Annotated in this window: 21 protein-coding genes; 12 read left to right on the top strand and 9 right to left on the bottom strand. The window is 62.4% G+C overall.

Annotation, left to right across the window (positions count from 1 at the left end):
* The first annotated feature begins 134 nt into the window (after positions 1-134).
* From JL05_RS12370 to JL05_RS12355, 4 genes are all read left to right on the top strand, one after another.
* Positions 135-1,646: a sugar ABC transporter ATP-binding protein gene (locus JL05_RS12370; RefSeq protein ID WP_004935652.1), complete on the top strand. Its 1,512-nt coding sequence runs from the start codon at positions 135-137 to the stop codon at positions 1,644-1,646.
* On the top strand, positions 1,643-2,638 hold the full coding sequence (locus JL05_RS12365; RefSeq protein WP_033632572.1) for an ABC transporter permease: 996 nt from the start codon (positions 1,643-1,645) through the stop codon (positions 2,636-2,638). The genes JL05_RS12370 and JL05_RS12365 overlap by 4 nt, the downstream gene beginning before the upstream one ends.
* Before the next feature lie 244 nt (positions 2,639-2,882).
* Complete coding sequence (locus JL05_RS12360; protein ID WP_004935657.1) at positions 2,883-4,871, top strand: ligand-gated channel protein; 1,989 nt, start codon at positions 2,883-2,885, stop codon at positions 4,869-4,871.
* Positions 4,872-4,926: 55 nt separating this feature from the next.
* Positions 4,927-5,874, top strand: coding sequence for a siderophore ABC transporter substrate-binding protein (locus JL05_RS12355; RefSeq protein WP_033632571.1), 948 nt, complete (start codon positions 4,927-4,929; stop codon positions 5,872-5,874).
* A gap of 33 nt (positions 5,875-5,907) precedes the next feature.
* Here the strand turns inward: JL05_RS12355 and JL05_RS12350 are convergent, their stop codons facing one another.
* Together JL05_RS12350 and JL05_RS12345 are read right to left on the bottom strand one after the other, a co-directional pair.
* Positions 5,908-6,696 carry an ABC transporter ATP-binding protein gene (locus JL05_RS12350; protein WP_004935663.1) on the bottom strand — a complete coding sequence of 263 codons (789 nt, stop codon included), beginning with the start codon at positions 6,694-6,696 and terminating at the stop codon, positions 5,908-5,910.
* Positions 6,693-7,775, bottom strand: coding sequence for a FecCD family ABC transporter permease (locus tag JL05_RS12345; RefSeq protein WP_004935667.1), 1,083 nt, complete (start codon positions 7,773-7,775; stop codon positions 6,693-6,695). The genes JL05_RS12350 and JL05_RS12345 overlap by 4 nt, the downstream gene beginning before the upstream one ends.
* Positions 7,776-8,139: 364 nt before the next feature.
* Between JL05_RS12345 and JL05_RS12340 the strand changes: the two genes are divergently transcribed.
* On the top strand, positions 8,140-9,240 hold the full coding sequence (locus tag JL05_RS12340; protein WP_033632570.1) for a GGDEF domain-containing protein: 1,101 nt from the start codon (positions 8,140-8,142) through the stop codon (positions 9,238-9,240).
* 46 nt (positions 9,241-9,286) lie between these two features.
* On the opposite strand, the gene JL05_RS12335 is transcribed toward JL05_RS12340, so the two are convergent.
* The 3 genes from JL05_RS12335 to JL05_RS12325 all read right to left on the bottom strand — a co-directional run bounded on the left by JL05_RS12335 (position 9,287) and on the right by JL05_RS12325 (position 12,158).
* Positions 9,287-10,765, bottom strand: coding sequence for an amino acid permease (locus JL05_RS12335; RefSeq protein ID WP_033632569.1), 1,479 nt, complete (start codon positions 10,763-10,765; stop codon positions 9,287-9,289).
* Between the two features lie 221 nt (positions 10,766-10,986).
* A complete protein-coding gene (gene yieE / locus JL05_RS12330) occupies positions 10,987-11,853 on the bottom strand; it encodes a DNA-binding transcriptional regulator YeiE (protein WP_015378518.1) in 867 nt (288 codons plus the stop codon).
* 107 nt (positions 11,854-11,960) lie between these two features.
* Positions 11,961-12,158: a hypothetical protein gene (locus JL05_RS12325; protein ID WP_033632568.1), complete on the bottom strand. Its 198-nt coding sequence runs from the start codon at positions 12,156-12,158 to the stop codon at positions 11,961-11,963.
* 192 nt (positions 12,159-12,350) lie between these two features.
* Between JL05_RS12325 and JL05_RS12320 the strand changes: the two genes are divergently transcribed.
* A complete protein-coding gene (locus JL05_RS12320; RefSeq protein ID WP_033632567.1) occupies positions 12,351-13,424 on the top strand; it encodes a YeiH family putative sulfate export transporter in 1,074 nt (357 codons plus the stop codon).
* 98 nt (positions 13,425-13,522) lie between these two features.
* A complete protein-coding gene (nfo, locus tag JL05_RS12315; RefSeq protein ID WP_033632566.1) occupies positions 13,523-14,362 on the top strand; it encodes a deoxyribonuclease IV in 840 nt (279 codons plus the stop codon).
* 60 nt (positions 14,363-14,422) lie between these two features.
* Here the strand turns inward: nfo and fruA are convergent, their stop codons facing one another.
* Genes fruA through fruB form a run of 3 tightly spaced genes read right to left on the bottom strand, consistent with a single transcriptional unit; the run spans position 14,423 to position 18,191 of the window.
* On the bottom strand, positions 14,423-16,108 hold the full coding sequence (gene fruA / locus JL05_RS12310) for a PTS fructose transporter subunit IIBC (protein WP_033632565.1): 1,686 nt from the start codon (positions 16,106-16,108) through the stop codon (positions 14,423-14,425).
* An 11-nt stretch (positions 16,109-16,119) separates the two neighbouring features.
* A complete protein-coding gene (gene fruK / locus JL05_RS12305) occupies positions 16,120-17,061 on the bottom strand; it encodes a 1-phosphofructokinase (RefSeq protein WP_004935702.1) in 942 nt (313 codons plus the stop codon).
* The gene (gene fruB, locus JL05_RS12300; protein WP_033632564.1) at positions 17,058-18,191 is read right to left on the bottom strand and encodes a fused PTS fructose transporter subunit IIA/HPr protein; all 1,134 of its coding nucleotides are present in this window, start codon (positions 18,189-18,191) and stop codon (positions 17,058-17,060) included. The genes fruK and fruB overlap by 4 nt, the downstream gene beginning before the upstream one ends.
* 247 nt (positions 18,192-18,438) lie before the next feature.
* Here fruB and JL05_RS12295 point away from each other — a divergent pair, with 247 nt between their 5' ends.
* The 3 genes from JL05_RS12295 (at position 18,439) to torA (ending at position 22,742) form a co-directional block, all read left to right on the top strand.
* Positions 18,439-18,861, top strand: coding sequence for a nucleotide triphosphate diphosphatase NUDT15 (locus tag JL05_RS12295; RefSeq protein WP_033632563.1), 423 nt, complete (start codon positions 18,439-18,441; stop codon positions 18,859-18,861).
* A 233-nt stretch (positions 18,862-19,094) separates the two neighbouring features.
* On the top strand, positions 19,095-20,255 hold the full coding sequence (locus JL05_RS12290) for a NapC/NirT family cytochrome c (protein WP_033632562.1): 1,161 nt from the start codon (positions 19,095-19,097) through the stop codon (positions 20,253-20,255).
* 12 nt (positions 20,256-20,267) lie between these two features.
* Complete coding sequence (gene torA / locus JL05_RS12285) at positions 20,268-22,742, top strand: trimethylamine-N-oxide reductase TorA (RefSeq protein ID WP_033632561.1); 2,475 nt, start codon at positions 20,268-20,270, stop codon at positions 22,740-22,742.
* A gap of 237 nt (positions 22,743-22,979) precedes the next feature.
* Here torA and JL05_RS12280 read toward each other — a convergent pair whose 3' ends face one another.
* Positions 22,980-23,234 carry a YkgJ family cysteine cluster protein gene (locus tag JL05_RS12280; RefSeq protein ID WP_015378527.1) on the bottom strand — a complete coding sequence of 85 codons (255 nt, stop codon included), beginning with the start codon at positions 23,232-23,234 and terminating at the stop codon, positions 22,980-22,982.
* Between the two features lie 265 nt (positions 23,235-23,499).
* On the opposite strand from JL05_RS12280, the gene mtr reads away from it, so the two are divergent.
* Positions 23,500-24,744, top strand: a complete 1,245-nt coding sequence (mtr, locus tag JL05_RS12275; protein ID WP_004935722.1) for a tryptophan permease — start codon at positions 23,500-23,502, stop codon at positions 24,742-24,744.
* 126 nt (positions 24,745-24,870) lie between these two features.
* Positions 24,871-25,443: an elongation factor P-like protein YeiP gene (yeiP, locus tag JL05_RS12270; RefSeq protein ID WP_004935725.1), complete on the top strand. Its 573-nt coding sequence runs from the start codon at positions 24,871-24,873 to the stop codon at positions 25,441-25,443.
* The last annotated feature ends 28 nt before the right edge of the window (positions 25,444-25,471 follow it).

Genomic DNA, 25,471 nt, shown 5'->3' with positions numbered 1-25,471 from the left:
TGACGCGGGTTGCGCCCCTGCTCACCCACGCTTTTTTCATCGCCGTTATGCCATTTTGTTGGTTGCCAACGGCGCAATCTGTGTTACAACAGAGCAAAACAGCCATCTAAACATCTAAACGGCCTTAACACCCTATGTCAACCGCAACGCCTTCACGCCTCGAGATGCGCAATATCTCGATCGCCTTCGCCGGCTTCAACGCGCTACAGGACGTGGACTTCACGCTGCAGGGCGGATCAATCCATGCGCTGGTCGGCGCCAACGGCGCGGGCAAGTCGACGCTGATGGCGATCCTCTCCGGCGCCCACGATCATTATCGCGGCGAGATCCTGATCGACGGCCAGCCGGTGGCGATCCACTCCCCGTTGCAGGCGCGCCGTCACGGTATTCACGTGGTGCAGCAAGAGGTCGACGTCGCGCTGATCCCCACGCTGTCGGTAGCGGAAAACATCATGCTTGACTGGCTGAACGAGCCGGGCCACTGGCTGAACTGGGCGGAGCTGCACCGCCGCGCCGCGCAGCTGCTGCAGCAATGGGCGCTGCCGCTCAACCCACGCAGACGCCTGGCGGACTGCACGCTGGCGGAAAAACAGCAGGTGCTGCTGGCGCGCGCGCTGTCGCACCGCTGCCGTTTTCTGGTGCTTGACGAGCCGACCGCGCCGCTCGATCGCGCCGAGAGCGAGCGCCTGTTTAACGTGGTGCGCCGCCTGCAATCCGAAGGCATCGGCATCGTGTTTATTTCCCACCGCATCCACGAACTGAGCGACATTTGCGATCGGCTAACGGTGCTGCGCGACGGCCGGCGCGTCAGCGAAGACGCCATGCGCGGGCTGAGCGGCGAACAGATCGTCGAGAAGATGCTCGGCCATCGGCTGGACGACATTTTCCCGCCGCCGCGCCCGCCACACCCTGAGCGAACGCTGCTGCAGGTGCAGGGCTTGCACGATCGCCATAAGCTGCGCGACGTTTCGCTGCGGTTGCATGAAGGCGAGATCCTCGGCATCGCCGGGCTGGCCGGGGCGGGCAAAACCGAACTGTGCAAGGCATTGTTCGGCGCCAGCGCCGTGCAGCTCGAGCGCGGCGAACTGCGCGGGCAGCCCTGGGTGCCACGCGCGCCGCACCTGTCGGTCGAACAAGGATTGGCGCTGGTGCCGGAAGAACGCCGCAAAGAAGGTATTTTCATCGACGAGGCGATCCCGATGAACCTGAGCGTCAGCGCCGACGACAGCTTCTCGCGCTGGAGCCTGTTCAGCCGGCGGCAAGAGCTGCGCTGGGCGCGCGAGATCATGCAGCGTCTGAATATTCGCGCCTCCGGCCCGCAACAGCGGCTGGCGCGCCTGTCAGGCGGCAATCAACAAAAAGTGGCGATCGGCAAATGGCTGCGCGGCGACGCCGAGGTGCTGATCTTCGATGAGCCGACCAAGGGCGTGGACATCAAGGCCAAACAGGAGCTGTTCAGCCTGATCGACGGCCTGGCCCGCGCCGGCAAAGGCGTGATTTACGCCTCCGGCGAGTTCGCCGAGCTGATTGGCCTGTGCGATCGCATCTGCGTGCTGTGGGACGGCCGCATCGTGGCGGAATTGAACGCCGCCGACATCGACGAAGAAACCTTATTGCTCTATTCCACCGGAGGAACCCCTGCGTGAGTAAAGAATTTGCCTTACGGCCTGCGCTGCCCTGGCGCCAACAGCTGTTTGATTTCCTCTACAAGTGGGGCATGCTGCTGACCGTGGCGGCGCTGATCGCCCTGTTTGGCCTGGCGTCGGACAACTTTCTCGATGCCAACAACATCATCAATATCCTGCGTTCGATCGCCATCGTGACGGTGATCGCCATCGGCGTCTCCATCTCGCTGTCGGTCGGCGGTTTCGATCTGTCGGTCGGCTCGACCGCCTCGCTGGCCAACGCGCTGGTGATTTCGCTGTTCGTCTGGCACGGTTTCGGTACCACCGGCGCCATCGTGATAACGCTGCTGCTGTGCACGCTGGTCGGCCTGTTCAACGCCCTGCTGATCGTGGTGCTCAAAATCCCCGATATGCTGGCGACGCTGGCCAGCCTGTTCGTGATCCAGGGCGTGGCGATGACCTACAGCTACGGCGGTTCCATCACCCAAAACATGGTGCTGCCGAATGGCGACATGGCGGAAGGCCTAATCCCGGAGGTGTTTGCCGCTCTCGGTCAGGTGCCGGTGATCGTGCTGATCATGCTGGCGGTCACCGTGGCGGTGCAGCTGTTCCTGTCGTTGACCAAGCACGGCCGCCGCATGTACGCCATCGGCGGCAACCCCGAGGCGGCGCGTCTGTCGGGCATCCGCACCGTGCGTTACAGGGTTGCCGCTTACGTCATTTCTTCTTGGCTGGCGGCGCTTGGCGGCATCTTGCTGGCGTCACGTATCGGCTCTTCGCAGGTCAATGCCGGCGGCGGCTATCTGATGGACGCGGTGGCGGCGGCCTATATCGGCTTCTCGCTGGCGGGCTCCGGCAAACCCAATGCGCTCGGCACCCTGATCGGCGCGGTGATCCTTGGCGTGCTGCAAAACGGCCTGGTGATGCTGTCGGTGCCCTACTACGCCATGGATATTATCAAAGGCCTGGTGCTGGCGCTGGCGCTGGCCATCACCTACATCCAGAAACGCTGATCCTTCCCGGCGCACGCCCGCTGCGCCGCTTTTCCCTTTAATTCATCCGGTTACCCTTTTCCGTCAGCAGAACAAGCATACAAATGATATGAATTATCATTAGCGTTTACATTAAGAAAAAAATCCTTACAATACCCTCACGCAACGCTGACGAAGCGAAGTATTTCTCAGCGAACGATGAATAATTTCATTAGAAATTCAATTGGTTAATTACTTTCACTTCAATCCAGGAAAGGTTTACCTCATGGAAACGCCACGTTACAGCAAGCTCGCCGCTCTGGTGATCGCCTCACTCAGCGCCACCGCCGCGCTGGCCGCGCCGCAGGACGACACCCAGGACACCATGGTCGTCACCGCCTCCGGCTTTCAGCAAAAAATTCAGGACTCTGCCGCTTCCATCTCGGTGATCCCGCGCCAGCAGATCGAAGATAAAGCCTATCGCGACGTGACCGATGCGCTGAAAGACGTACCGGGCGTAGTGGTCACCGGCGGCGCCAGCAGCAGCGACATCAGCATTCGCGGCATGTCTTCCAAGTACACGCTGATCCTGGTGGACGGCAAGCGCGTCGACACCCGCGGCACCCGGCCGAACAGCGATAACGCCGGCATCGAACAGGGCTGGCTGCCGCCGATGGAAGCCATCGAACGTATCGAAGTGGTGCGCGGGCCGATGTCTTCGCTGTACGGTTCCGACGCCATGGGCGGCGTGATCAACGTCATCACCCGCAAGACCTCGCGCACCGAGTGGAAAGGCTCGCTGCACGGCGACGCCACCCTTCAGGAAAACCGCGATTCCGGCGATCTGTTCCAGACCAACGCCTACGCCTCCGGCCCGCTGGTTGAAGGCCTGCTCGGCCTGCGGGTCAACGGCCTGCTGTCGCGCCGCGCCGAAGATAAAATCACCAACGGTTACAACGAGCAGCGCATGCGCAGCGGCACCGCGGTGTTCACCCTGACCCCGGACGAGAAAAACGAATTCGACTTCGAAATCGGCCGCTCGCTGCAGGATCGCAACAGCACGCCGGGCAAATCGGTGGTAGCGGAACGCTGCAGCAAAGGCAAATGCACGCCGACATCGCGCAGCGAAAGCCTGTATACACGCACCAACTACGCGCTGACCCACAACGGCTATTACGACTTCGGCAACTCCACCAGCTACGTTCAGCGGGAAGAGACCAACAACCCGGGCCGCAAAATGAAGATGTACAACACCATCTTCAACACCCAGAACCAGTTCGAGCTGGGTTCACACATGCTGAACCTCGGCGGTCAGTATCGCTATGAAAAACTGAGCGACAGCGGCAACCAGCTTGAATCGGCACAAGGTCTCAGCAAGCTGACGCGCTGGAGCTGGGCGCTGTTCGCCGAAGATGAGTGGGCATTGACCAACGACTTCAGTCTGACGACCGGCATCCGCATGGATCAGGACGAAAACTTCGGCAGCCACTGGACGCCGCGCATGTACGGGGTCTGGCACCTGACCGAACAGTGGACGCTGAAAGGCGGCGTCTCCGCCGGCTACAAATCGCCGGATCTGCGCCAATCCTCCGCCAACTGGGGCCAGGTCACCGGCGGCGGCGTGCGTAAAGGCATCATCGTCGGCAACCCGGATCTGCAGCCGGAGAAGAGCCTGAGCGAAGAGATCGGCCTGATGTGGGATAGCCTGAAAGGCGTCAACGCCGGGGTGACCGTCTTCAACACCGACTTCAAGAACAAGATCACCGAAGTGCGCCGCTGCGAAGACACGCCGGACTGTAAGATCGGCAATGACGTCTACGACTTTATCAGCGATCGCGTCAACGTCGACAAAGCCAATATGCGCGGCGTAGAAGCCACCTTCGGCTGGCAGATCAACAAAGACTGGAAGTGGAACACCAACTACACCTACACCTCTTCCGAGCAGAAGAGCGGCGAGTTCCAGGGCAAGGCGCTCAACCAGATGCCGAAGCACATGGTTAACACCGTGCTGGATTGGCGCGCCACGCAGGACCTCAGCCTGTGGTCGCGCGTTAATTTCCGCAGCAAAACGTCTGAGTATCTGAGCCGTACCTCGATGGCCAAGAGCACGCCGTCCTACACCTTCGTCGATGCGGGCCTGAGCTACCAGGCGGCGAAAAACCTGCAGCTGACCGGCGGGGTCTACAACATCCTCGACAAGACCGTGGATTACGATCACTACAACACCACGCTGGACGGCCGCCGTTACACCGTCGGCATGACCTACAACTTCTGATGCCCCCGGGCGCGCGCTGCGCGCCCTTTTCATTCCATCACCGTGAGGAAGCCCCATGAAATTACGCCGCTCCCCCCTGATGATCGCCCTGCTGGCCGCGATGGCGCTGGCGGGTTGCCACAGCAAAACCGACGCGCCGGCGGCCTCGACCACCGTCAACGTCCAGCACCTGAACGGCAGCACCGAGGTGAAGAAACACCCGCAGCGCATCGTGGTGCTGGATTACGCCTCGCTGGAAACGCTGCAGCTGCTGGGCGTCGAACCGCTGGCGCTGCCCGGCAATCGCAAAAACTTGCCGGATAGCCTGAAACGCTATCAGGACGACAAATACCTCAATGCCGGCACCCTGTTCGAGCCGGATATGGCCGTGCTGCGCGCCGCCAAACCGGATCTGATCCTGATCGCCGGCCGGGCGTCCAAAGCCTATGACGAGCTGAACACGCTGGCGCCGACGCTGAATATGTCCGTCGATCAGCAGGATCAGTTGGGCAGCCTGAAACAGCGCACGCTGCAGCTGGGTGAGCTGTTCGATAAGCAGCAACAGGCGCAGGCGGCGGTCGATAAGCTGGATGCGCAGATCGCGGCGGTCAAACCACAGGCCGCCCAGGCCGGACGCGGGCTGGTGGTGCTGTTCTCCGGCGGCAAGATCAGCGCTTACGCCCCCAAGAGCCGTTTCAGCTTCGTCTATGACGCCCTCGGCTTCGCGTCCGCGTTGCAGTCCGATGAAAAAGACGTGCGCGGCAACAAGCTGACGCCTGAGCAGGTGGCCAAACTGAACCCGGACTGGCTGTTCGTCATCGACAGAGACGCCGCGACCGGGCGGCCGAACGCGGTGGCGCCGCAGAAAATCCTTACCGGCACCGCGCTGAAGAAAACCGCGGCGGTGAAGAAAGGCCAGGTGGTCTACCTGCCGGCGGCCGAGGTTTATCTGTCCGGCGGCATCGTCACCGCTCAGCACGTCGTCGAACGCGTGAGCGAGGCGCTAACCCACGCTGCGCGATAAAAAAAGCCCGGCGATGCCGGGCTTTTTCCTGGATTAAATCGTCGGCTGGTTTACCAGGCCGTCGATCAGCACCTGCGGCGTGCCCTGCGAACAGCGCTCGATGCGCCCGCGCACGCCGTAGACCCGCGCCAGGCTCTGCGGCGTTATCACCTGATCCGGCGCGCCGTCGGCGATCAGATCGCCATCCTGCAGCATCAGCACGTGGTCGCCGTGACGCAGCGCGATGTTGATGTCATGCACCACCACCACCGTCACGATATTGCGCTTGCGGGTTTCGCGACGCACCAAATCCATCACGTGGAACTGATAGTTAAGATCGAGCGCGCTCAGCGGCTCATCCAGCAGCAGCAGCGACGGCTGACGGATCAGCGACTGCGCCAACCCCACCAGCTGTTTCTGGCCGCCGGACAGCTGATCGAGATAACTCAGCGCCAGGTGGGCGATGCCCAGCTGTTCCAGCAAAGCCATCACTTCCGCTTCGCTGCCGGCGTTGCTGCGGCCGCCCGAGGCGCGCTGCGCCACGATGATCGACTCCAGCACGTGCAGATGCACCCCGGCGGGCAGCGACTGCGGCAGATACACCACTTTCTCCGCCCGACGGGCGAACGGCATCTGCATCAGATCGCCGTCGTCCAGCCACAGCTTGCCCTGCGCCGGGTTCAGCCCGGCCAGCGAACGCAGCAGCGTCGATTTGCCGCTGCCGTTCGGCCCCAGCAGCACGGTGATTTGCCCGCGCGGCAGCATCGGCACCGAGAGATTGTCGATCACCTGGCGTTTCGGGTAGCCCGCCGAGAAGTTTTCTATCCGTAACCCCTGGCTCATACGTTCCCCCGGTGGCGCAGAATAATGCTCAGGAAGAACGGCACCCCGACCAGCGAGGTGACGATGCCCACCGGAATGATCACGCCGGGCACCAGATTTTTCGACGCCACCGAGGCCATCGACAGCACCAGCGCGCCAATCAGCGCGCTGGCCGGCAGGTAGAAACGGTGATCTTCGCCGAAGATCATGCGGGCGATGTGCGGCGCCACCAGGCCGATAAAGCCGATCGGCCCGACGAAAGCCACCGCCAGCGCCGAGAGCATGCTGATGCGCAGCAGCGTGGTCAGCCGCAGGCGACGCACGTCGATGCCGAAGCTTACCGCCCGGTCTTCCCCCAGACGCAGCGCGGTCAGTTTCCACGAGCTCATCATCGACAGCGGCAGCAGCACGGCGAACACCCCGAACAGAATGCCCAGCTTGTCCCACGAGGCGCGCGCCAGGCTGCCCATGGTCCAGAACACCAGCCCCTGCAGCGTGTCCTCGCTGGCGATGAACTGCATCATCGAGACCAGCGCGTTAAAGGTAAACACCAGCGCGATGCCGAACAGCACTACGCCGGAGGTGGCGACCCGCGTCCAGCGCGTGATGCCGTCGAGCATCAGCGCGGCGAACAGCGCGAAGATAAAGGCGTTGGCGGAGATGAACCACTGATCGGGGATCCCCGGAATGCCGATGCCGAGCACGATCGCCAGCGCGGCGCCAAAGGCCGCGGCGGAAGACACGCCGAGAGTAAAGGGACTGGCCAGCGGGTTATTCAGGATGGTCTGCATTTCCGCCCCGGCCAGGCCGAGCGCAAAGCCCACCACCACCGCCATCAGCGCATAGGGCAAGCGGATGTCCCAGACGATCACCCGCGTGCCGGCATCGGCCGCGGCGGGATCAAGCAGCGTTTGCCACAAAGACGACAGCGACAGGCCGGATGGCCCCATGGTGAAATCCAGCAGCAGCGAGCCCAGGATCGCCAGTGCCAACACGCCCATCATCAACAGGCGATGGCGAAGAATATGCTGATAACGCCCCATCACGCCGGCGTTGGGTTGCCCCTTGGCGTCAGTCATGGGATCGGTGGATACGCTCATTCGTTAAGATACCTGTTACAACCATCATGACAGCGGCGCGAAGGCGTCCGCCGTAAACCGGAAAGCGCGCGGCGACCGCCTGCGCGCAGCCGCCCACAATAAAGCAAACGATAATACTTATCAATCATATCAATAGGTGAAAACGGCGTTGTCGAAATGTAATAATTTGTTTTTTATCGCCATTTTTCAAACCACCACGCTTTCCCCCGCCAACGGCCAGTAGGTTAATTATTCTGAAAATTATTCCTGATCCGACCAGACTCTGACAAATAGCGGCAAAACCACATAGAATCCAAAACCACAGCACCGCGCGTGCAAAAAACTTTCAGGCCGCCGCAAGAGCGGCCTTATTGACGAGGCTGTAATGAGAAGTCCATCTCCGGCGGTAACGCCCAAACGCCCGGCGCTGCTGAACTGGCTGTTGCACAGCCCGCTGCACGCCGATGACGAACCATTTCAACGCCAGCTGCGTCTCACGCTGACGCCCTCTCCTCTCACCCCCTGGCTGAATGCCGTGGGGCCGGCCGCGCTGTTGGTGGGGTACGCCTGGCTGAACCAACCGCTGGTCGGTATCGGCCTGCTGCTGCTGTTGCTGCTGTTGACCGCCGGGCGTGCCAGGTTGGCGCAAAGGCGCCAACCCGCCTGGCCGAACGCCATGCTGGTGACGGTGTTGTTGTGGGCGCTGCTGGTTGGCGCCAGCGCCGCGCTGGCGATGCTGTCGGGCCGCTTCGTGCTGATCCTGTTCGCCGGCCTGACCATCACCGCCCTGGCCTGCTGGTTGATGCAGCGCCATGCCGCCGCGCCGCGCTTCGCGCTGCTTGAGGTGATCGCGCTGACGCTGCCCTACCTGCTGGCGGCGCCGCTGTCGCGCGTGCAAAATCTGTTTGTCATGGCGGATCTCGCGCCGCTGTGGCTGGTGCTGGCCCATGGCATGATCGCGCGCTACCACCGCCAGTTGGTGCAGCACGTCACGCTGGCCTGGGAGAAGCAGCAGGCATCGCACCGCGATCGCCTGACCGGCTTTCTCAACCGCGCAGGCGGCGAGGTGGTGATGCGCAGCATCTGCCGCCCCGCAACGGCGCAGCCGATCTCCCACCTGTTCATTCTCGAATTCGGCCCGCTGGCGGCGCTCTACCAAAGTCACGGCGTCCAGATCGGCGACGACGTGCTGCGCACCGTCGGCGAGCGCCTCAAGACGCTGATCCGCCCGAGCGACTACGTCTGCCGCTATACCGGCGGTCTGTTTCTGATTCTGGTGCACGATCTGCCCTACGGCGCGGAAAGCGAGTTTCTGGCGCGCATTGTGCCGCCGCTGGAGGCGCCCTACGATTTTGGCGCGTTCGGCGAGGTGAACATGCGGCTTAACGCCGGCATTTTGGCGCTGACGCAGCATTACGCGACGGTAGAGAGTTTGATGAGCTCGGCGCAGCAGGCGCTGGCGGAAGCCAAAGGCGGGAAAAAGTAAAAACAAAACGCGGCGGGAGCCCCCGCCGCGCGTCACTCACCGAAGATTACTTCACGTCCATCTTCGGGAATTCCATCTCGCTGTACTTCACGACACGGGTGCCTTGCGACAGCTTGTAACCAAACCAAATCAGCAGGAACAGCGGAATGCCGATGTAGGTCGCGGTCACGCCGTACCAGTCAATCTTGTCTTGCAAGAAGGCCTGGTAATTCTGGCCCAGGGTAATGATCAGGCACAGCACGAAGGCGAAGATCGGCCCCAGCGGGAAGAACCCGGAACGGTACGGCAAGTCGTTGAGATCGCGCCCCTGCAGCATGTAACCGCGACGGAAACGGTAGTGGCTGATGGCGATGCCCAACCAGGCGATGAAGCCGGTCATGCCCGAGGTATTCAGCAGCCACAGGTAAACCGACTGGTTGCCGAACATCGAGGTCAGGAAGCACAGCCCGGCCACCACGCAGGTCGCGTACAGCGCGTTGCGCGGCACGCCGCCTTTCGACAGCTTGGCGAAGATGCGCGGCGCTTTGCCTTCCGATGCCAGGGTGTACAACATGCGGGTCGATGCGTACATGCCCGAGTTACCGGCGGACAACACCGCCGTCAGGATCACCGCGTTCATCACTGCCGCCGCCGACAGCAGGCCGGCATGCTGGAACACCAGGGTGAACGGGCTGACGCTGATGTCTTTCACGTCATTGCGCAGCAGGCTCGGATCGGTATACGGAATGATCAGGCTGATGATCAGGATGGCGAAGATATAGAACAGCAGGATACGCCAGAACACCTGACGCACCGCGCGCGGAATATTTTTACCCGGGTTTTCCGATTCGCCGGCCGCGATGCCGATAAGTTCAGTGCCCTGGAACGAGAAGCCGACGATCATGGCCACGCCGATCATCGCCGAGAAGCCGCCGGCGAACGGCGCATCTCCAATGGTCCAGTTCTGCCAGCCGGCATGCTCGCCGCCTTTCAGAATGCCGACAATCATCAGCACGCCGACGGCGATGAAAATAATCACGGTGCTGACCTTGATCAGCGCGAACCAGTATTCCGCCTCGCCGAACCCTTTCACCGAAATGTAGTTCAGCAGGAACATCAGGCCGAGGAACAGCGCGCTCCAGATCCAGCCGGGCGTGTCCGGGAACCAGTAGCTCATCACCAATTGCGAAGCCACCAGGTCAACGGCGATGGTCACCGCCCAGTTGTACCAGTAGTTCCATCCCAGTGCGAAGCCGAAGCCTTCTTCCACGTATTTGGCGCCGTAGGTGGAGAATGAACCGGAGACCGGCATAAAGGCCGCCAGTTCGCCCAGACTGGTCATCAGGAAGTACACCATCAAACCGATCAGAGCGTAAGACAGCAGCGCCCCGCCGGGACCTGCCTGAGAAACCGTGGCGCCCGAGGCGACGAACAGGCCGGTGCCGATGGAGCCGCCGATGGCGATCATGGTCAAATGCCGGGCTTTCAGCTCGCGGCGCAATCCGGGAGCTTGCTGCCCCGATGTTTTTATATCCTGCTGAGCCATTCGTTCCCTATCTATCTGCTCTTCGAAAAATGAGGGCGGATTGTAACAAATACCCGCCGGTGAACTAGCAACATTGCACCGATATAAGATAGCTTCATAATTCAGAGGCAATTATTAGCCGCGCCCCTTATGGCCTTACTTACTCTCATTAATGTGAGCGCGCGCAGGTTTTTATGCTTTCTTTGGCCTGCGCGGCGATAGAAGACGTGACGCGCTGTCGATTACAGCACGCAATAGCTGAGAAAACGCTGCAAGGCGTTGGAAATGTGCTTTTGCCGATGGCGGATCAGGTACAGGGTGCGCCGCAGCGGCGGCAGCGGCACCGGCAGTTCCACCAGCGCGCCGCTGGCCAGCTGCTCCGCCACCACCCGCCGGGACAGGCAGCTGATGCCGATACCGTGCCGCACCGCATGCTTGATCGCCTCCGAGTTGCCGAGCTCCATCACCAGCTGAAAGTGCGGCAGGTGCGCCAACAGCAGATGATCCAGCACCTCGCGAGTGCCCGAACCGCGCTCACGCAGGATCCACGGCGCATTCGCCAGCGCCTCCAGCGTCGGCGGTTGACGGGTCAGCGGGTTATCCGGCGCAGCGAACACCACCAGCTCGTCCTCCAGCCACGGCTGCGTCACCAGCTCCGGCATATGGCAAGGCCCTTCGATCAGCCCCAGATCGACGCGGAAATCCGCCACCGCCACGATCACGTCCTGGCTGTTGCCAACGTTCAGCTCCAGCGGCGTGGCCGGAAAGTCCCGGCGGTAACGGGCGATCATCTCCGGCAGCATGTAGTTGCCGATGGTGCTGCTGGCGGCGATGCGCAACGCCCCCCCGTCATGGCGAAACAGCTGCTCGATCTCCCCCGCCTGCTCCAGCAGCGCCAGCGCCTTGGGATACAGCAGCCGGCCGTGTTCGTTGATCACCAGCCGTTTGCCGACGCGATCGAACAGCTGCACGCCCAGTTGCCCCTCCAGATCCGCCAGCGCCGCGCTGACCGCCGACTGCGACAGCGCCAGCACCACCGAGGCCTGAGTGGTCGAGCCGCTTTTCAGCACTTCGGTGAAGACTTCCAGTTGACGCAACGTGATATGCATAGCCGTCCCGGTATTGAAAAAGGGTTCTGCCAGAGAACCGCAAAATTAATGTCAACATGATGTGGGTAGCCCGGCCAGGCTACCCCGTTTGCGGCCAGTTCGGCGCGCTACTTGCCCAAGGCGACCAGCTGCGCCGCCGCGGCCAGCGCCGCCTCGCGCGGCGTGCCGGCTTCGTCCCGCTGTATCAATTGCAGCATCGCCACGAGATGCTCGCGGTCGATCGTCTTGTTTTCTTCAATCAACCGCCGCACCGCGCGGCCCACTTCCTGATCTACCTGCTCTCTGCGTTGATCGTCGGTATCCATCGCCTGCTCCTGTTAGTTGGAAAGTTGACGGCGGCTCGCCGCTCCTCCACACCCTAGCCGCAATGCGGCGTTATGCCAATGCTTGATCCCATACCACTTATTCAGATAGGTTATAAATATATAATCAATTTCTCTTTTATTCAGCCCAAACGTACTCTTAGCAGCAAGAAACAGACTGAAGGACTGACTTTTATGGCGACTGATACCACTCACACCTATCCCGAGCGACGCTTTCCGCTGTTTGGCCTGCCGCGGCTGGTGCCGGGGCTGGCGCTGACCGGCGCGCTCACCGCGCTGGCCGTCTGGGCCGGCGACATTCCCTGGGTGGCGGAGCTGGGCCTGGGGGCGCTGACGCTGGCGATCCTGCTCGGTATTCTGGTGGGCAACACGCTGTACCCCCGCTGGCAAACCGTTTGTCACGGCGGCGTGCAGCTGGCCAAACAGCGTCTGCTGCGTCTGGGCATTATCCTTTACGGCTTCCGGCTGACCTTTCAGCAGATCGCCGACGTCGGCGCCAGCGGCATCATCATCGACGCGCTGACCCTGATCACCACCTTCCTGCTGGCCTGCTGGCTCGGCAAGAAAGTGTTCGGCATCGACAGCCAAACCGCGATGCTGATCGGCGCCGGCAGCAGCATTTGCGGCGCGGCGGCGGTGATGGCCACCGAACCGGTGCTGAAGGCCGACTCCAGCAAAGTGGCGGTGGCGGTCTCGACCGTGGTGGTGTTCGGCACCCTGGCTATCTTCGCCTACCCGTGGCTGTATCAGTTGAATGAACACTTCCAGTGGCTGCCGTTCAGCCAGGAAACCTTCGGCATCTACGCCGGCTCCACCATTCACGAAGTGGCTCAGGTGGTCGCCGCCGGGCACGCCATCGGGCCGGACGCCGAAAATGCGGCGGTGATCGCCAAGATGATCCGCGTGATGATGCTGGCACCATTCCTGCTGCTGCTGTCGGGCTACATCAGCCGCGGCGGCGCAGGCAAGGCGGAAAAATCCGCCATCACCATGCCGTGGTTCGCCGTGCTGTTTATCGCCGTCGCCGGGCTGAACTCCTTCAACCTGCTGCCGGCCACGCTGGTGCGCCATCTGATCACCGCCGACACCTGGATGCTGGCAATGGCGATGGCGGCGCTGGGGTTGACCACCCACATCAGCGCCGTGCGCCAGGCCGGGATGAAACCGATTCTGCTGGCCACGCTGCTGTTCCTCTGGCTGCTGGTCGGCGGCAGCGCGATAAACCAACTGGTGCAACACCTGCTGTAATCGCCCTCGGCGGCCCGCTTCGGCGGGCCGCCGCTTTTCACCATTCAATCCGCCCGCCATCAATGCCATAATGTCACCGATAACACAGGAGAATGAAGATGAAGTTTGTCGGTGCACATGTCAGCGCGTCAGGCGGCGTGGATCAGGCGGTTATCCGCGCGCACGAATTGGAGGCGACCGCGTTCGCCCTGTTCACCAAAAATCAGCGTCAATGGAAGGCCGCGCCGCTGGCCGCCGACGTGATCGATAAGTTCAAGAGCGCCTGCGCCCAGTACGGCTTCGGGCCGGGGCAGATCCTGCCGCACGACAGCTACCTGATCAACCTGGGGCACCCGGTGGCCGAGGCGTTGGAAAAATCGCGCGAGGCGTTCATCGACGAGCTGCAGCGCTGCGAGCAGCTGGGGCTGACGCTGCTGAACTTCCACCCCGGCAGCCACCTGCTGCAAATCGATGAAGACAAGTGCCTGGCGCGCATCGCTGAATCGATCAATATCGCGCTGGACAAAACCGCCGGCGTGACGGCCGTAATCGAAAACACCGCCGGCCAGGGCAGCAACCTGGGCTTCAAATTCGAACACCTGGCGGCGATCATCGACGGCGTGGAAGACAAAAGCCGCGTCGGCGTCTGCATCGACACCTGCCACGCTTTCGCCGCCGGTTACGATCTGCGTACCGAAGAGACCTGCGAACACACCTTCAAACAGCTCGGTGACATCGTCGGTTTCAACTACCTGCGCGGCATGCACCTGAACGACGCCAAGAGCGAGTTCAACAGCCGCGTCGACCGCCACCACAGCCTGGGGGAAGGCAACATCGGCAAAACGGTGTTCAGCTACATCATGCGCGATCCGCGTTTCGACAATATCCCGCTGATTCTGGAAACGGTAAACCCGGATATCTGGGCCGAAGAGATCGCCTGGCTGAAGGCGCAGCAGTAACGCGGCGCCCAAACGAAAAAACCGGAGCCTGGGCTCCGGTTTTTTATGGCTGGCTCGCCGTTACGCCACGCTGGCCGCCGGTACTTCAGCACGTTTCAGCAGGGCGTACGCCACCCCGGCCAACAGCGTGCCGGCGGCGATCGCCACCAGATACAGCAGCACCGGCGAAATCGCGCCCGGGATCAGCAGCACGAACAGCCCGCCGTGCGGCGCCATCAGCTTGGCGCCGAACGCCATCGACAGTGCGCCGGTCAGCGCCCCGCCGGCGATGCAGCACGGCAGCACGCGCATCGGGTCACGGGCGGCGAACGGAATCGCCCCTTCGGTGATGAAGCACAGCCCCAGCACCAACGCCGCCTTGCCGCCTTCCTGTTCGGATTTCGGGAACTTGCGGCGCGCCAGCAGCGTCGCCAGACCCATCGCCAGCGGCGGCACCATACCGGCGGCCATGATGGCTGCCATCGGCGCATACACCGAGGAGCTGAGCAGCGCCACGCCGAAGGCGTAGGCCGCTTTGTTCACCGGCCCCCCCATGTCGGTGCACATCATGCCACCGAGGATCGCCCCCAGCAGTACGGCGTTGGCGGTGCCCAGCGATTGCAGCCAATGGGTCAGGCCTTCCATGATTTTCGCTACCGGCGTGCCGACCACGTAAATCATGATGAGACCGGTGATCAGGCTGGCCACCAGCGGAATGATCAAGATAGGCTTCAGCGCTTCCATACTCTGCGGCAGATGCAGTTTGCTGCTGATCGCCTTGGCGACGTAACCCGCCAGGAAACCGGCGATGATGCCGCCGAGGAACCCGGCGCCGGTGCTCACCGCCAGCATGCCGCCGATCAGGCCCGGCGTCAGGCCCGGACGATCCGCGATGGAAAAGGCGATGAAACCGGCCAATACCGGCACCATCAGCGCGAAGGCGGAGCCGCCGCCGATCTGCATCAGCGCCGCCGCCAGGGTGCCTTTGACTTCAAACGCCTTGATGCCGAACACGAACGACAGCGCGATGCACAACCCGCCCGCCACCACCATCGGCAGCATGTAGGACACGCCGGTCAGCAGGTGACGATACGGGCCGTTGCCCTCTTTCTTTTTCGCCGCCGGCGCCGCGTTGCCGCGCTGCTGCGGCTGGAACACTTCCGCCTCGGCCTGCGCCTTGTCCAGTTCCTGGGCGGTTTTCTTCAGCGCCAGGCCCGTCGAGGTGCGGTACATCGGTTTGCCGGCAAATTTGTCCAGATCCACTTCGATGTCCGCCGCGACGATCACCAGATCCGCCGCCGCCACTTCTTCCGGGGTAATGGCGTTGCCGGCGCCGACGGAACCGCGCGTTTCCACCTTCACCCACCAGCCGCGCTTCTTCGCTTCGCTTTCAATGGCTTCGGCCGCCATAAAGGTGTGCGCCACGCCGGTCGGGCAAGCGGTGATCGCCACGATGCGTTTTTGCCCACCGGCTTTCACCGCAGCCGCCGCCTGCGGCGCCTGATAGGTTTCAGCTTCGGCCTGGGCGCGCGCCAGAAACGCGTCCGGTTCACGCACCGCCTGTTCTACCTCGCCCACATACACCAATTTGCCGTTCAGCCCGGCGTCAGCAGGGGCAGCCTGCCCCGCCACCGCCACCAGTTCGGCGTCCTGCAGCGACTCGACCAGCGTCAGGCCGGTTTTGGCCGCGGCGGCCTCCAGCATGCGTTTCGCCAGGTGGCCACGGGCCTGCCCCAGCGAACTGTCTACCATCAGCAGCGTTTTCATTCTGCCTCCTGCTATTGATTGAAAGGTTTCAGATCGACGCGCGCCATCATCGCGGCCAACTGGGGACGATCGGTCACGCCGACGTTGCTCTGGCTGACCGCCAGCGCCGCTACCGCCGTGGCCAGACGCAGAGTGTGCTCGCTGGATTCGCGCATCAGCAGGCCATAAATCAGGCCGCCGACCATCGAATCGCCGGCGCCCACGGTGCTGACCACCTCACAGGACGGCGGTTTGGCGATCCAGGCGCCGGACGCGTTAACCCACAGCGCGCCTTCCGCACCGAGGGAGATCACCACGTGGGCGATGCCCTGCTCGCGCAGCGCATGCGCGGCCTCAACCACGTCCGCCAGCGCCGGCAGCGGGCGGCCGGCCCAGATTTCCAGCTCGCGGCGGTTCGGTTTGACCAACCACGGCGAGGCCTTCAGCCCGGCGACCAGCGCTTCGCGGCTGCTGTCGAAAATGATGCACGGGCACTTGGCGCGCAGCTGGGTCATCCAGTCGGTAAATGCGTCAGGATCGACGCCGGCCGGCAGGCTGCCGCTCACCGCCACCATGTCAAACTGGCCTAGCCAGCTCAGCGAGTCGCTGACGAAGCGATCCCAGTCCTGCGGCGTCACTTCGAAGCCGGAGAAGTTGAAATCGGTCACTTCGCCGTCTTTTTCCGTCAGCTTGACGTTGATGCGGGTGCGCCCCGGCACCACCTGAAAACGGTTGGCGATCCCCAGATCGCTGAACAGCAGCTGGAAACCGTCCTGATTGTCTTTGCCCAGGAAGCCGCCGACGGTGACGTCGATGCCCAAATCCTTCAACACTTTGGCGACGTTGATGCCCTTACCGGCGGCGTGCAGGCCGGCGGTTTTTACCCGGTTGACTTCCCCGCGTTCGATCTGCGGGCAGAACCCCACCAGATCGTACGCCGGGTTCAGGGTGATCGTTGCTACTCTTCTGCTCATGCTGCGCCCTCGCCCAGTCCTTCATTAATCGCTTCGCCAATCGCCTTCAGCGCGGCTTCAGCATCTTCTCCATTGGCGGTAAAGCGCAGGTGATGCCCTTTCTTCACGCCCAGCGCCACCACCTTCATCAGGCTGCGCCCGTTGGCCGGCTTGCCGCTGCCGTCCAGGTTGGTGACGGTGATGTCACTGTTGAAATTTTTGATCACGTTGACCAACGCCGTGCCCGGCCGCGCGTGCAGACCGTGCTCGTTGCGGATCACGAACTCGGCGCTCAGCACGCTGCTCTCCTCAGCCACTTCGCTGGTCAGCAGCGCCAGCACGCCGGCGGCATCCGCCTTCAGCAACCGTTCAGCTTTATTGGCCAGCAGCAGATCGCTGAGGTAGTTGAGCACCGCCAGCGGCTGCGCGTCGGCGACCGACACCGTCAGCAGCAGCGCCACCGGCTCGCCGTCTTCCGCGAAAGCCTGCGCCGGGCGGCTGACGGTGGCCGCGCTGGCCAGGTTGCCTTCGACGCTGTCGCTCAGCCAGATGCCCTGCCCCAGGTTCAGCGGCTTGCGGGTGATGACATCACTGACGAACTGCGCGTTAACCGCGCCGGCCTTTTGCAGCCGGCCGGCGTTCAGCGCCTGCAGCGTCATCAGGCTGTCGGCGGCGACGTCGAGCGCAATCAGCGAAACGTCGAACTGGAATTCGGCGCTCTGTTGTTCGCCCATCAGCAGGCTGCGCAGTTCCTCCGCAGAGGTGGTTTGCGCCAGCCGCTCCGCCACGCTGTCATCGCTCAGCACGTGGGTGAGCTGGCGCAGCAGCGCCAAATGCTCGTCGGAGCGGGCGGCGATGCCGATCGCCACATAGGCGGTCTGGCCTTCGCCCCACGCAATGCCCTGCGGGAACTGGAACACCTGCACGCCGGTTTTCAACACCAGATCGCGGGTATCGGTGGTGCCGTGCGGAATGGCGATGCCGTTACCCAGATAGGTGGACGTCTGCAGTTCGCGCTGCAGCATGCCGTCCACGTAACCGGCGCTGACGCAGCCGGCTTCGGTCAGGGCGGCGGCCACCAGGCGGATGGCCTCTTGCTTACCGTCGGCAACGGCGCCCAGATGAATGTCTTGCGGTGACAACTGGAACATGATTCTCCTCTCCTGCTGAATTGAATCGTTTCAGCTTCATTGAGAAAAAGGAGCGTTATCCGTTCGCTACAAGCGGCCGGACAACGCTGAAACGTTTCAAGGAGTGTGTGAGCAGCGCAAGGCGAAAGCAAGCTTTCTCCCTTTCGCCATTGCAGATTTTTGAGCTTACGCACACTTTTGCCGGCGTATTGGCCAGCGCCGGGGCAAAATGACATACTGTGCTGAAACCTTGCTGACGGAGAAAAGCATGAACGTAGTGACGGGCGTCGGGGTGATCATCGTCAACCCTCAAGGCGAGATTTTGTTGGGCAAACGCTGCGGTTCCCACGCGCCCTTTTGGTCGATCCCCGGCGGGCATCTGGATGCCGGTGAAACCTTCGAGCAGTGCGCCCAGCGCGAAATCGCCGAAGAGACCGGGTTGCTCATCGACCCGCCGCGCTTCGTTGGCGTCAGCAACAATCTGCAAACCTGGCGCGCCGAAGGCAAACACACGGTGTCAATCTGCCTGCAGGTGGATCACCCCGGCGGCGACGCCGAGCTGAGAGAGCCCGAGAAATGCGCCGAGTGGCGCTGGTGCGCGCCTGAAGCCCTGCCGGAACCCCATTTCGAAGCCAGCCGCACCGCCATCCGCCTGTGGCTGAGCGGCCTGGCCTACCTGCCAGCGGTCTGATCCAATGCGAGCGTGTGCTGCGCTCGCTTCCCCTGCCGCAGTGCCCTATCGTTATATAAATTAGAATATAACGCTATTTTTTGCGATATACGCCATTTTTTTGACTACGGATAACCCTATGGGGTTAACCCTCTTCTATCATTACCCCTGCAATCGACGTGGCATTCTGACCTCCGGTCGGCGGCCTTTTGGCAAGATTTTATTTTAAATTCATAATTATAAGCGGGTTTACCATGAGCAAAAAACTGACTGGCTTTGAAAAAAAGCGTCGGTGGGGATGGCTATGGCTTTTGCTGCTGGGGATTATCCTCGGCGCAGCGCTGTTGGCCGGGACCGCCACCGTCTTCCATAAAACCAGCGATACCGCCTTCTGCGTTTCCTGCCACACCATGCAACAGCCGCTGGCCGAATATCAGGGCAGCGTCCACTTCCAGAACACCAAGGGCATCCGCGCCGAGTGCGCCGACTGCCACGTGCCGCACCAGCCGATCGACTACCTGTGGACCAAGATCCGCGCGGTGAAAGACATTTACGGCGAAATGGTCGGCACCATCGATACGCCGGAGAAATACGAAGCGCACAAGCTGGCGATGGCGCAGTCAGTCTGGAAGACGCTGAAAGAGAACGACTCGGCCACCTGCCGCTCCTGCCACAGCTACGACGCCATGGACATCACCGCCCAGCGCCCTGAGGCGCGCCTGCAGCACCCGGTGGCGATCAAACAGGGCGAAACCTGCATCGATTGCCACAAGGGCGTGGCGCATATCCTGCCGGACATGAGCGGCGAAACCCAGGCCGGCGCCGCCGAGCTGGCGAAGGCCGCGGCGTTGACCGCACCGGACGCCACCACCCTCTACACCATCGCCACCGAGCCGTTCTTCCTCGGCGCCAACGACAGCCATAACGCCGGCAACCTGATGCCGTCCACCGAAGTGCAGGTGGTCAAGCAGGATGGCGACAAAGTGCTGGCCACCGTCAGTGGCTGGCAGCAGGACGGGGTCAGCGAAGTGTTCTACGCCGCGCAGGGCAAACGCATCCTCAGCGTGCTGCTGGGTGAGGAAGCACGCCAACAGCTGAAGACCGCCGCCACCCAGACCGATGCGGAAACCGGCCTGGTCTGGCATCAGGTTTCTCTGCAGGTGTGGCTGCCGCGCAAGCAGTTGATTGACGATCAGCAAAAAATCTGGCGCTACGCCGCGGACATGATGTCGGCCAACTGTACCGGCTGCCACGGGCTGACCGCGCTCGATCGCTTCAACGCCAACCAATGGATCGGCGTCATCAAAGGCATGGCGCCACGCACCTCGCTGACGCAGGAACAGCTGCGCGTGCTGACGCAATACGTACAAAAACACGCCAGCGACATGCCACCTGCCGCACCGGCCAAGCTTTAAGGGAGAAGCGCAATGAGCAACCAACAACCGTTAACCATGAGCCGCCGCCGCTTCCTGACCGGCGCCGCCGCGCTGGCCGCCGCCCCGCTGCTGGCGGGCTTATGGCCCAAAGCGGCGCTGGCGCAGGCCATCAGCGAAGCGCTGCCGCAGTTCATCGTCTTGCGTCAGGCGCAGAAAGGCATTCTGACCGGCGCCCACTGGGGCGCGTTTGAGGCCATCGTGCAGGACGGCAAGATGGTCGGCGTGCAGCCGGTGCAGGACGATCCGTATCCCAATGAGCTGATCACCATGGCGCCTTATCAGGTGCACGCCGAGAACCGCATCAAATATCCGATGGTGCGCAAAAGCTGGCTGGAAGGCGGCCCCGGCAGCCGCACCGAACTGCGCGGCCGCGACGAGTGGGTGCGCGTCAGCTGGGACAAAGCGACCGAGCTGGTGTGCAATGAGATCGTTCGCCTGCAGAAAGATCACGGGCCGCAGTCGATCTACGCCGGTTCCTATGGCTGGAAAAGCGTCGGCATGCTGCACAACAGCCGCACGCTGCTGCAGCGTCTGATGAACCTGACCGGCGGCTTCCTCGGCTACGCCGGCGACTACTCCACCGGCGCAGCGCAGGTGATCATGTCGCACGTGGTCGGCTCGATGGAGGTCTACGAACAGCAGACCGCCTGGCCGAACGTGATCGAGAACAGCGAGCTGGTGATCCTGTGGGGCTGTAACCCGATGGTCACGCTGAAAAACAGCTGGAACGTGCCGGATCACGTCGGCCAGACCGGCTTCGAGGCGCTGAAGAAGAAAGGCACCCGGGTGATCAGCATCGATCCGGTGCACAGCGACAGCGCCAAGTTCGTCAATGCGCAGTGGATCGCCCCGCGCCCTTATACCGACGGCGCCATGCTGATCGGCATCGCCCACACGTTGCTGACCGAGAAGCTGCATAACCCGGACTTCCTGAAAACCTACACCGTCGGCTTCGACAAGTTCCAGGCCTACCTGCTGGGCGAGAGCGACGGCGTGGCGAAAACCGCCGAATGGGCGGCCGACATCAGCGGCGTCGATGCCGACACGCTGCGCGGTCTGGCGCGTGAGATGGCGAAGCATCGCACCATGATCATGGGCGGCTGGGGCATTCAGCGCCAGCACCACGGCGAGCAGCAGCACTGGCTGCTGGTGACGGTGGCGGCGATGCTCGGCCAGATCGGCCTGCCGGGCGGCGGCTTCGGCTTCAGCTATCACTATTCCTCCGGCGGCAGCCCGACCGCCAAGGGCGGCATCATCGCCGGCATCTCCGCCGGCAACGCACCGAAGAACTCCCCGGCGCCGATCCCGGTGGCGCGCATCGCCGAATGCCTGAGCAACCCGGGCAAAACCATCGACTTCAACGGCGCCAAGGTCACTTACCCCGAGGTGAAAATGGTGTATGTGGCGGGCGGCAACACCTTCCACCAGCATCAGGACACCAATAACCTGGTCAAAGCCTGGCAGCGGCCGGACACCATCGTGGTCAACGAGCCTTACTGGACCGCCACCGCCAAGCATGCCGATATCGTGCTGCCGGCCACCACCAGCTACGAGCGCAACGATCTGGAAATGGGCGGCGACTATTCGCAGCTCTACGTGTTCCCGATGCATCAATGCGTGCCGCCACAACACGAGTCGCGTAGCGACTTCGACATCTTCTCGGCAATGGCGGCCAGGCTGGGCGTGCAGGAAGCCTTCACCGAGGGCAAGGATGAAACCCAGTGGCTGAAAGGCATGTACGACGACATGAAGAACCAGGCGCGCGCCGCGCGGGTGGCGCTGCCGCCGTTCGACATGTTCTGGCAATCCAACAATTACGTGCGCTTCCCGGTGCCGGAGGCCAATAAGCAGTGGGTGCGCTTCGCCGACTATCGCGACAACCCGTTGCTGAACCCGCTGGGCACGCCGTCGGGCAAGATCGAGATCTACTCCGACGCCATCGCCAAAATGCATTACGAGGATTGCCCCGGCATTCCGACCTGGATGCCGCCGCACGAATGGTACCGCGGGCCGGAAGCGGCCAAGTATCCGCTGTCGCTCAATACCGCGCACCCGACCAACCGGCTGCATTCCCAGCTCGATAACACGCCGCTGCGCGAGAAATACGCGGTAGCGGATCGTGAAGCGATCCTGATCCACCCGCAGGACGCGCAGCCGCGCGGCATCACCGGCGGCGATCTGGTGCGGGCGTTTAACGATCGCGGTCAGATCCTGGTGGGTGCGGTGGTCAGCGAAGACGTGCGGCCCGGCGTGGTGCGCATCAGCGAAGGCGCCTGGTTCGATCCGGCCGATCCGGCGCAGCCCGGCTCGCTGTGCAAGAACGGCAACGTCAACTGCCTGACCTTCGACATCGGCTCTTCCAGCCTGGCGCAGGGCAACTGCGGGCAGATGGCGCAGCTGCAGATCGAGAAGTATCAGGGGCCGGTATTGAAAAATACCGCGCACGCGGTGCCGCAAGGCGCCTGATCCCGCGCTAAACAGAGGGCGCAACGCGTAATGCCGGTCAGTTAAGCCTGACCGGCATTTTTTTATCCAGTCTCAGTACGCGCCGTGCAAAAGGAATAGCCTTAAATATCCGGTATTTCTCTGCGACCGCCATGAACGGCACCTGGAGAGACAGCCACTACGCCGTTCCCCCACACCGTTCGGGTCGGCTGCGATGGCGGCAGGCGCGACGCAGTGTCTGTGGCGGTTGAGGGCAGATTAGGGCGCGGTGTCCGCTTCCAGTCTGGCGAGGTAGATCAGCGCCTGATCGCGGTGATCGTGGCACATGTCGCGGCTCGGCTGCAGGCTGCCGCACACCTTCGGCCGCAGCGGCGAATGAAACAGGCCGCAGCGCAGCCGTTCATCCAGATGAATGCAGCGGGTATTGGCGGGCTTGCCGTTCGGCATGCCGGGGATCGGGCTGGATATTGACGGCGCGATACAGCAGGCGCCGCAGTCGCTGCGACAGTCCATCAGCGCTACTCCTGGTGGGCTGGGGGGAAAGAAGCGCGACAATAGCAGCCGCACGCGGCCACCGCCAGCAGAATCCCTGCGTCCTCGCGATCTTTACACTCATCGCTCTGCGCCGGCCGGCTGCACCCGATGGCGAATAAACGCCCAGCAAACCTTGATTTAAAGAAAAAAACGCGTGAAACGTGCAATTCCTTCGCTTTACATGCGCCATGCGCCCATGTACCATTGAGCTAGTACAAAAGAACCTCTTCCCTCAGGAGCACGCATGTCTACGGACACCATCCAGAAGCTGGCCCGCCCTTCCGTCCTCGGCGGCGCGATGATCATTGCCGGAACCGCCGTTGGCGCCGGCATGTTTTCCATTCCGATCGTCACTTCCGGTGTCTGGTTCAGCGGCTCCGTCGCGCTGCTGGTGTATACCTGGGCCTGTATGCTGCTGTCCGGCCTGATGATCCTCGAAGCCACGCTGCACTACCCGAGCGGCGCCAGCTTCAACACCATGGTCAAGGATCTGCTGGGCAAAGGCTGGAACGCCGTGAACGGCCTGTCGGTGGCGTTCGTGCTGTACATCCTGACCTACGCCTATATCTCCGCCGGCGGCTCGATCATCGCGCACACGCTGGAGGGCATCGTCGGCGTCGGCCAGACTACCGCCGGCCTGGTGTTCGCGCTGGTGGTGGCGTTTATCGTCTGGCTCTCCACCCGCGCGGTCGATCGCCTGAGCACCATTCTGATCGGCGGCATGGTGATCACCTTCGTGATGTCGGTGGGCGACATGTTCACCCACGTGCAGCCCGCGGTGCTGTTCAACACCGGCGATGATCGGGCCAGCTATCTGCCTTACGCCCTGGCGGCGCTGCCTTACCTGCTGACTTCGTTCGGCTACCACGGCAACATTCCCGGGCTGGTGAAGTACTACCACAAGGACAGTGGCTCCGTGGTGCGCAGCCTGGTGTACGGCACCCTGCTGGCACTGGCGATCTACATCCTGTGGCAGTATGTGATTCAGGGCAATATCGCGCGCGACGCCTTCAAGCAGGTGATCGCCGAGGGCGGCAATATCGGCAGCCTGCTCAAGCAAATGGGCAACGTCTCCAGCAGCCAGACCGTCAGCCAACTGCTGAACGCCTTCTCCTATATGGCGCTGGCCAGCTCGTTCCTCGGCGTGTCGCTGGGCCTGTTCGATTATCTGGCGGACTTCTGCAAGTTCAAGGACGACGCCGTCGGGCGCAGCAAAACCGCGCTGGTGACCTTCGTGCCGCCGACCCTGGCCGCGCTGCTGTTCCCGAACGGTTTCCTGTACGCCATCGGCTTCGCCGGGCTGGCGGCCACCGTCTGGGCGGTGATCGTGCCGGCGCTGATGGCGCGCGCCAGCCGCCGCCGTTATCCGCAGGCCGGTTACCGTGCACCGGGCGGCAACGGCGTGATCCTGTTCGTTATCCTGTTCGGGTTGATCAACGCCGCCGCACATATTCTGTCGCTGTTCGGCCTGCTGCCGGTCTTCCGGTAATCCTCGAAGGGAGAGCGCCTGCTCTCCCTTTCCTGCACTGTTTTTACGCCGGGCTATTGCCTGAAATCGGCGGCGCGAGTACCTTGTCGCAACTTCTCTAATACTCTTCATTGCGGATGAATTGAAATGGCAAGAGCTAACGAAATTAAGCGCGGCATGGCGATCAGCTACAACGGCAAGCTGCTGCTGGTAAAAGATATCGACGTGCAGAGCCCGAGCGCCCGCGGCGCCAGCACCCTGTACAAAATGCGCTTCTCCGACGTGCGCACCGGCCTGAAAGTGGAAGAACGCTTCAAGGGCGACGATATCCTGGACACCATTTCCCTGTCGCGCCGCAAGGTGAACTTCTCCTATATCGACGGCGAAGAATACGTGTTCATGGATGACGAAGACTACACCCCGTACATTTTCAAGAAAGACCAGATCGAAGACGAGCTGCTGTTCATTCCGGAAGGCGGCCTGCCGGGTATGCAGGTGCTGACGCTGGATGGCCAGGTGCTGGCGCTGGAACTGCCGCAGACCGTGGATATGGAAATCGTCGAGACCGCGCCGGGCATCAAAGGCGCTTCCGCCAGCGCCCGCAACAAACCGGCCACCATGGCGACCGGCCTGGTGATCCACGTGCCGGAATACCTCAGCGCCGGCGACAAAATTCGCATTCATATCGCCGAACGCCGCTACATGAGCCGCGCCGACTAGTCGCGCCTACGGGGCCGATACTCGGCCC

Source organism: Serratia nematodiphila DZ0503SBS1 (assembly GCF_000738675.1).
Lineage (GTDB): Bacteria > Pseudomonadota > Gammaproteobacteria > Enterobacterales > Enterobacteriaceae > Serratia > Serratia nematodiphila.
This window is presented reverse-complemented; position numbering and strand designations above follow the sequence as displayed.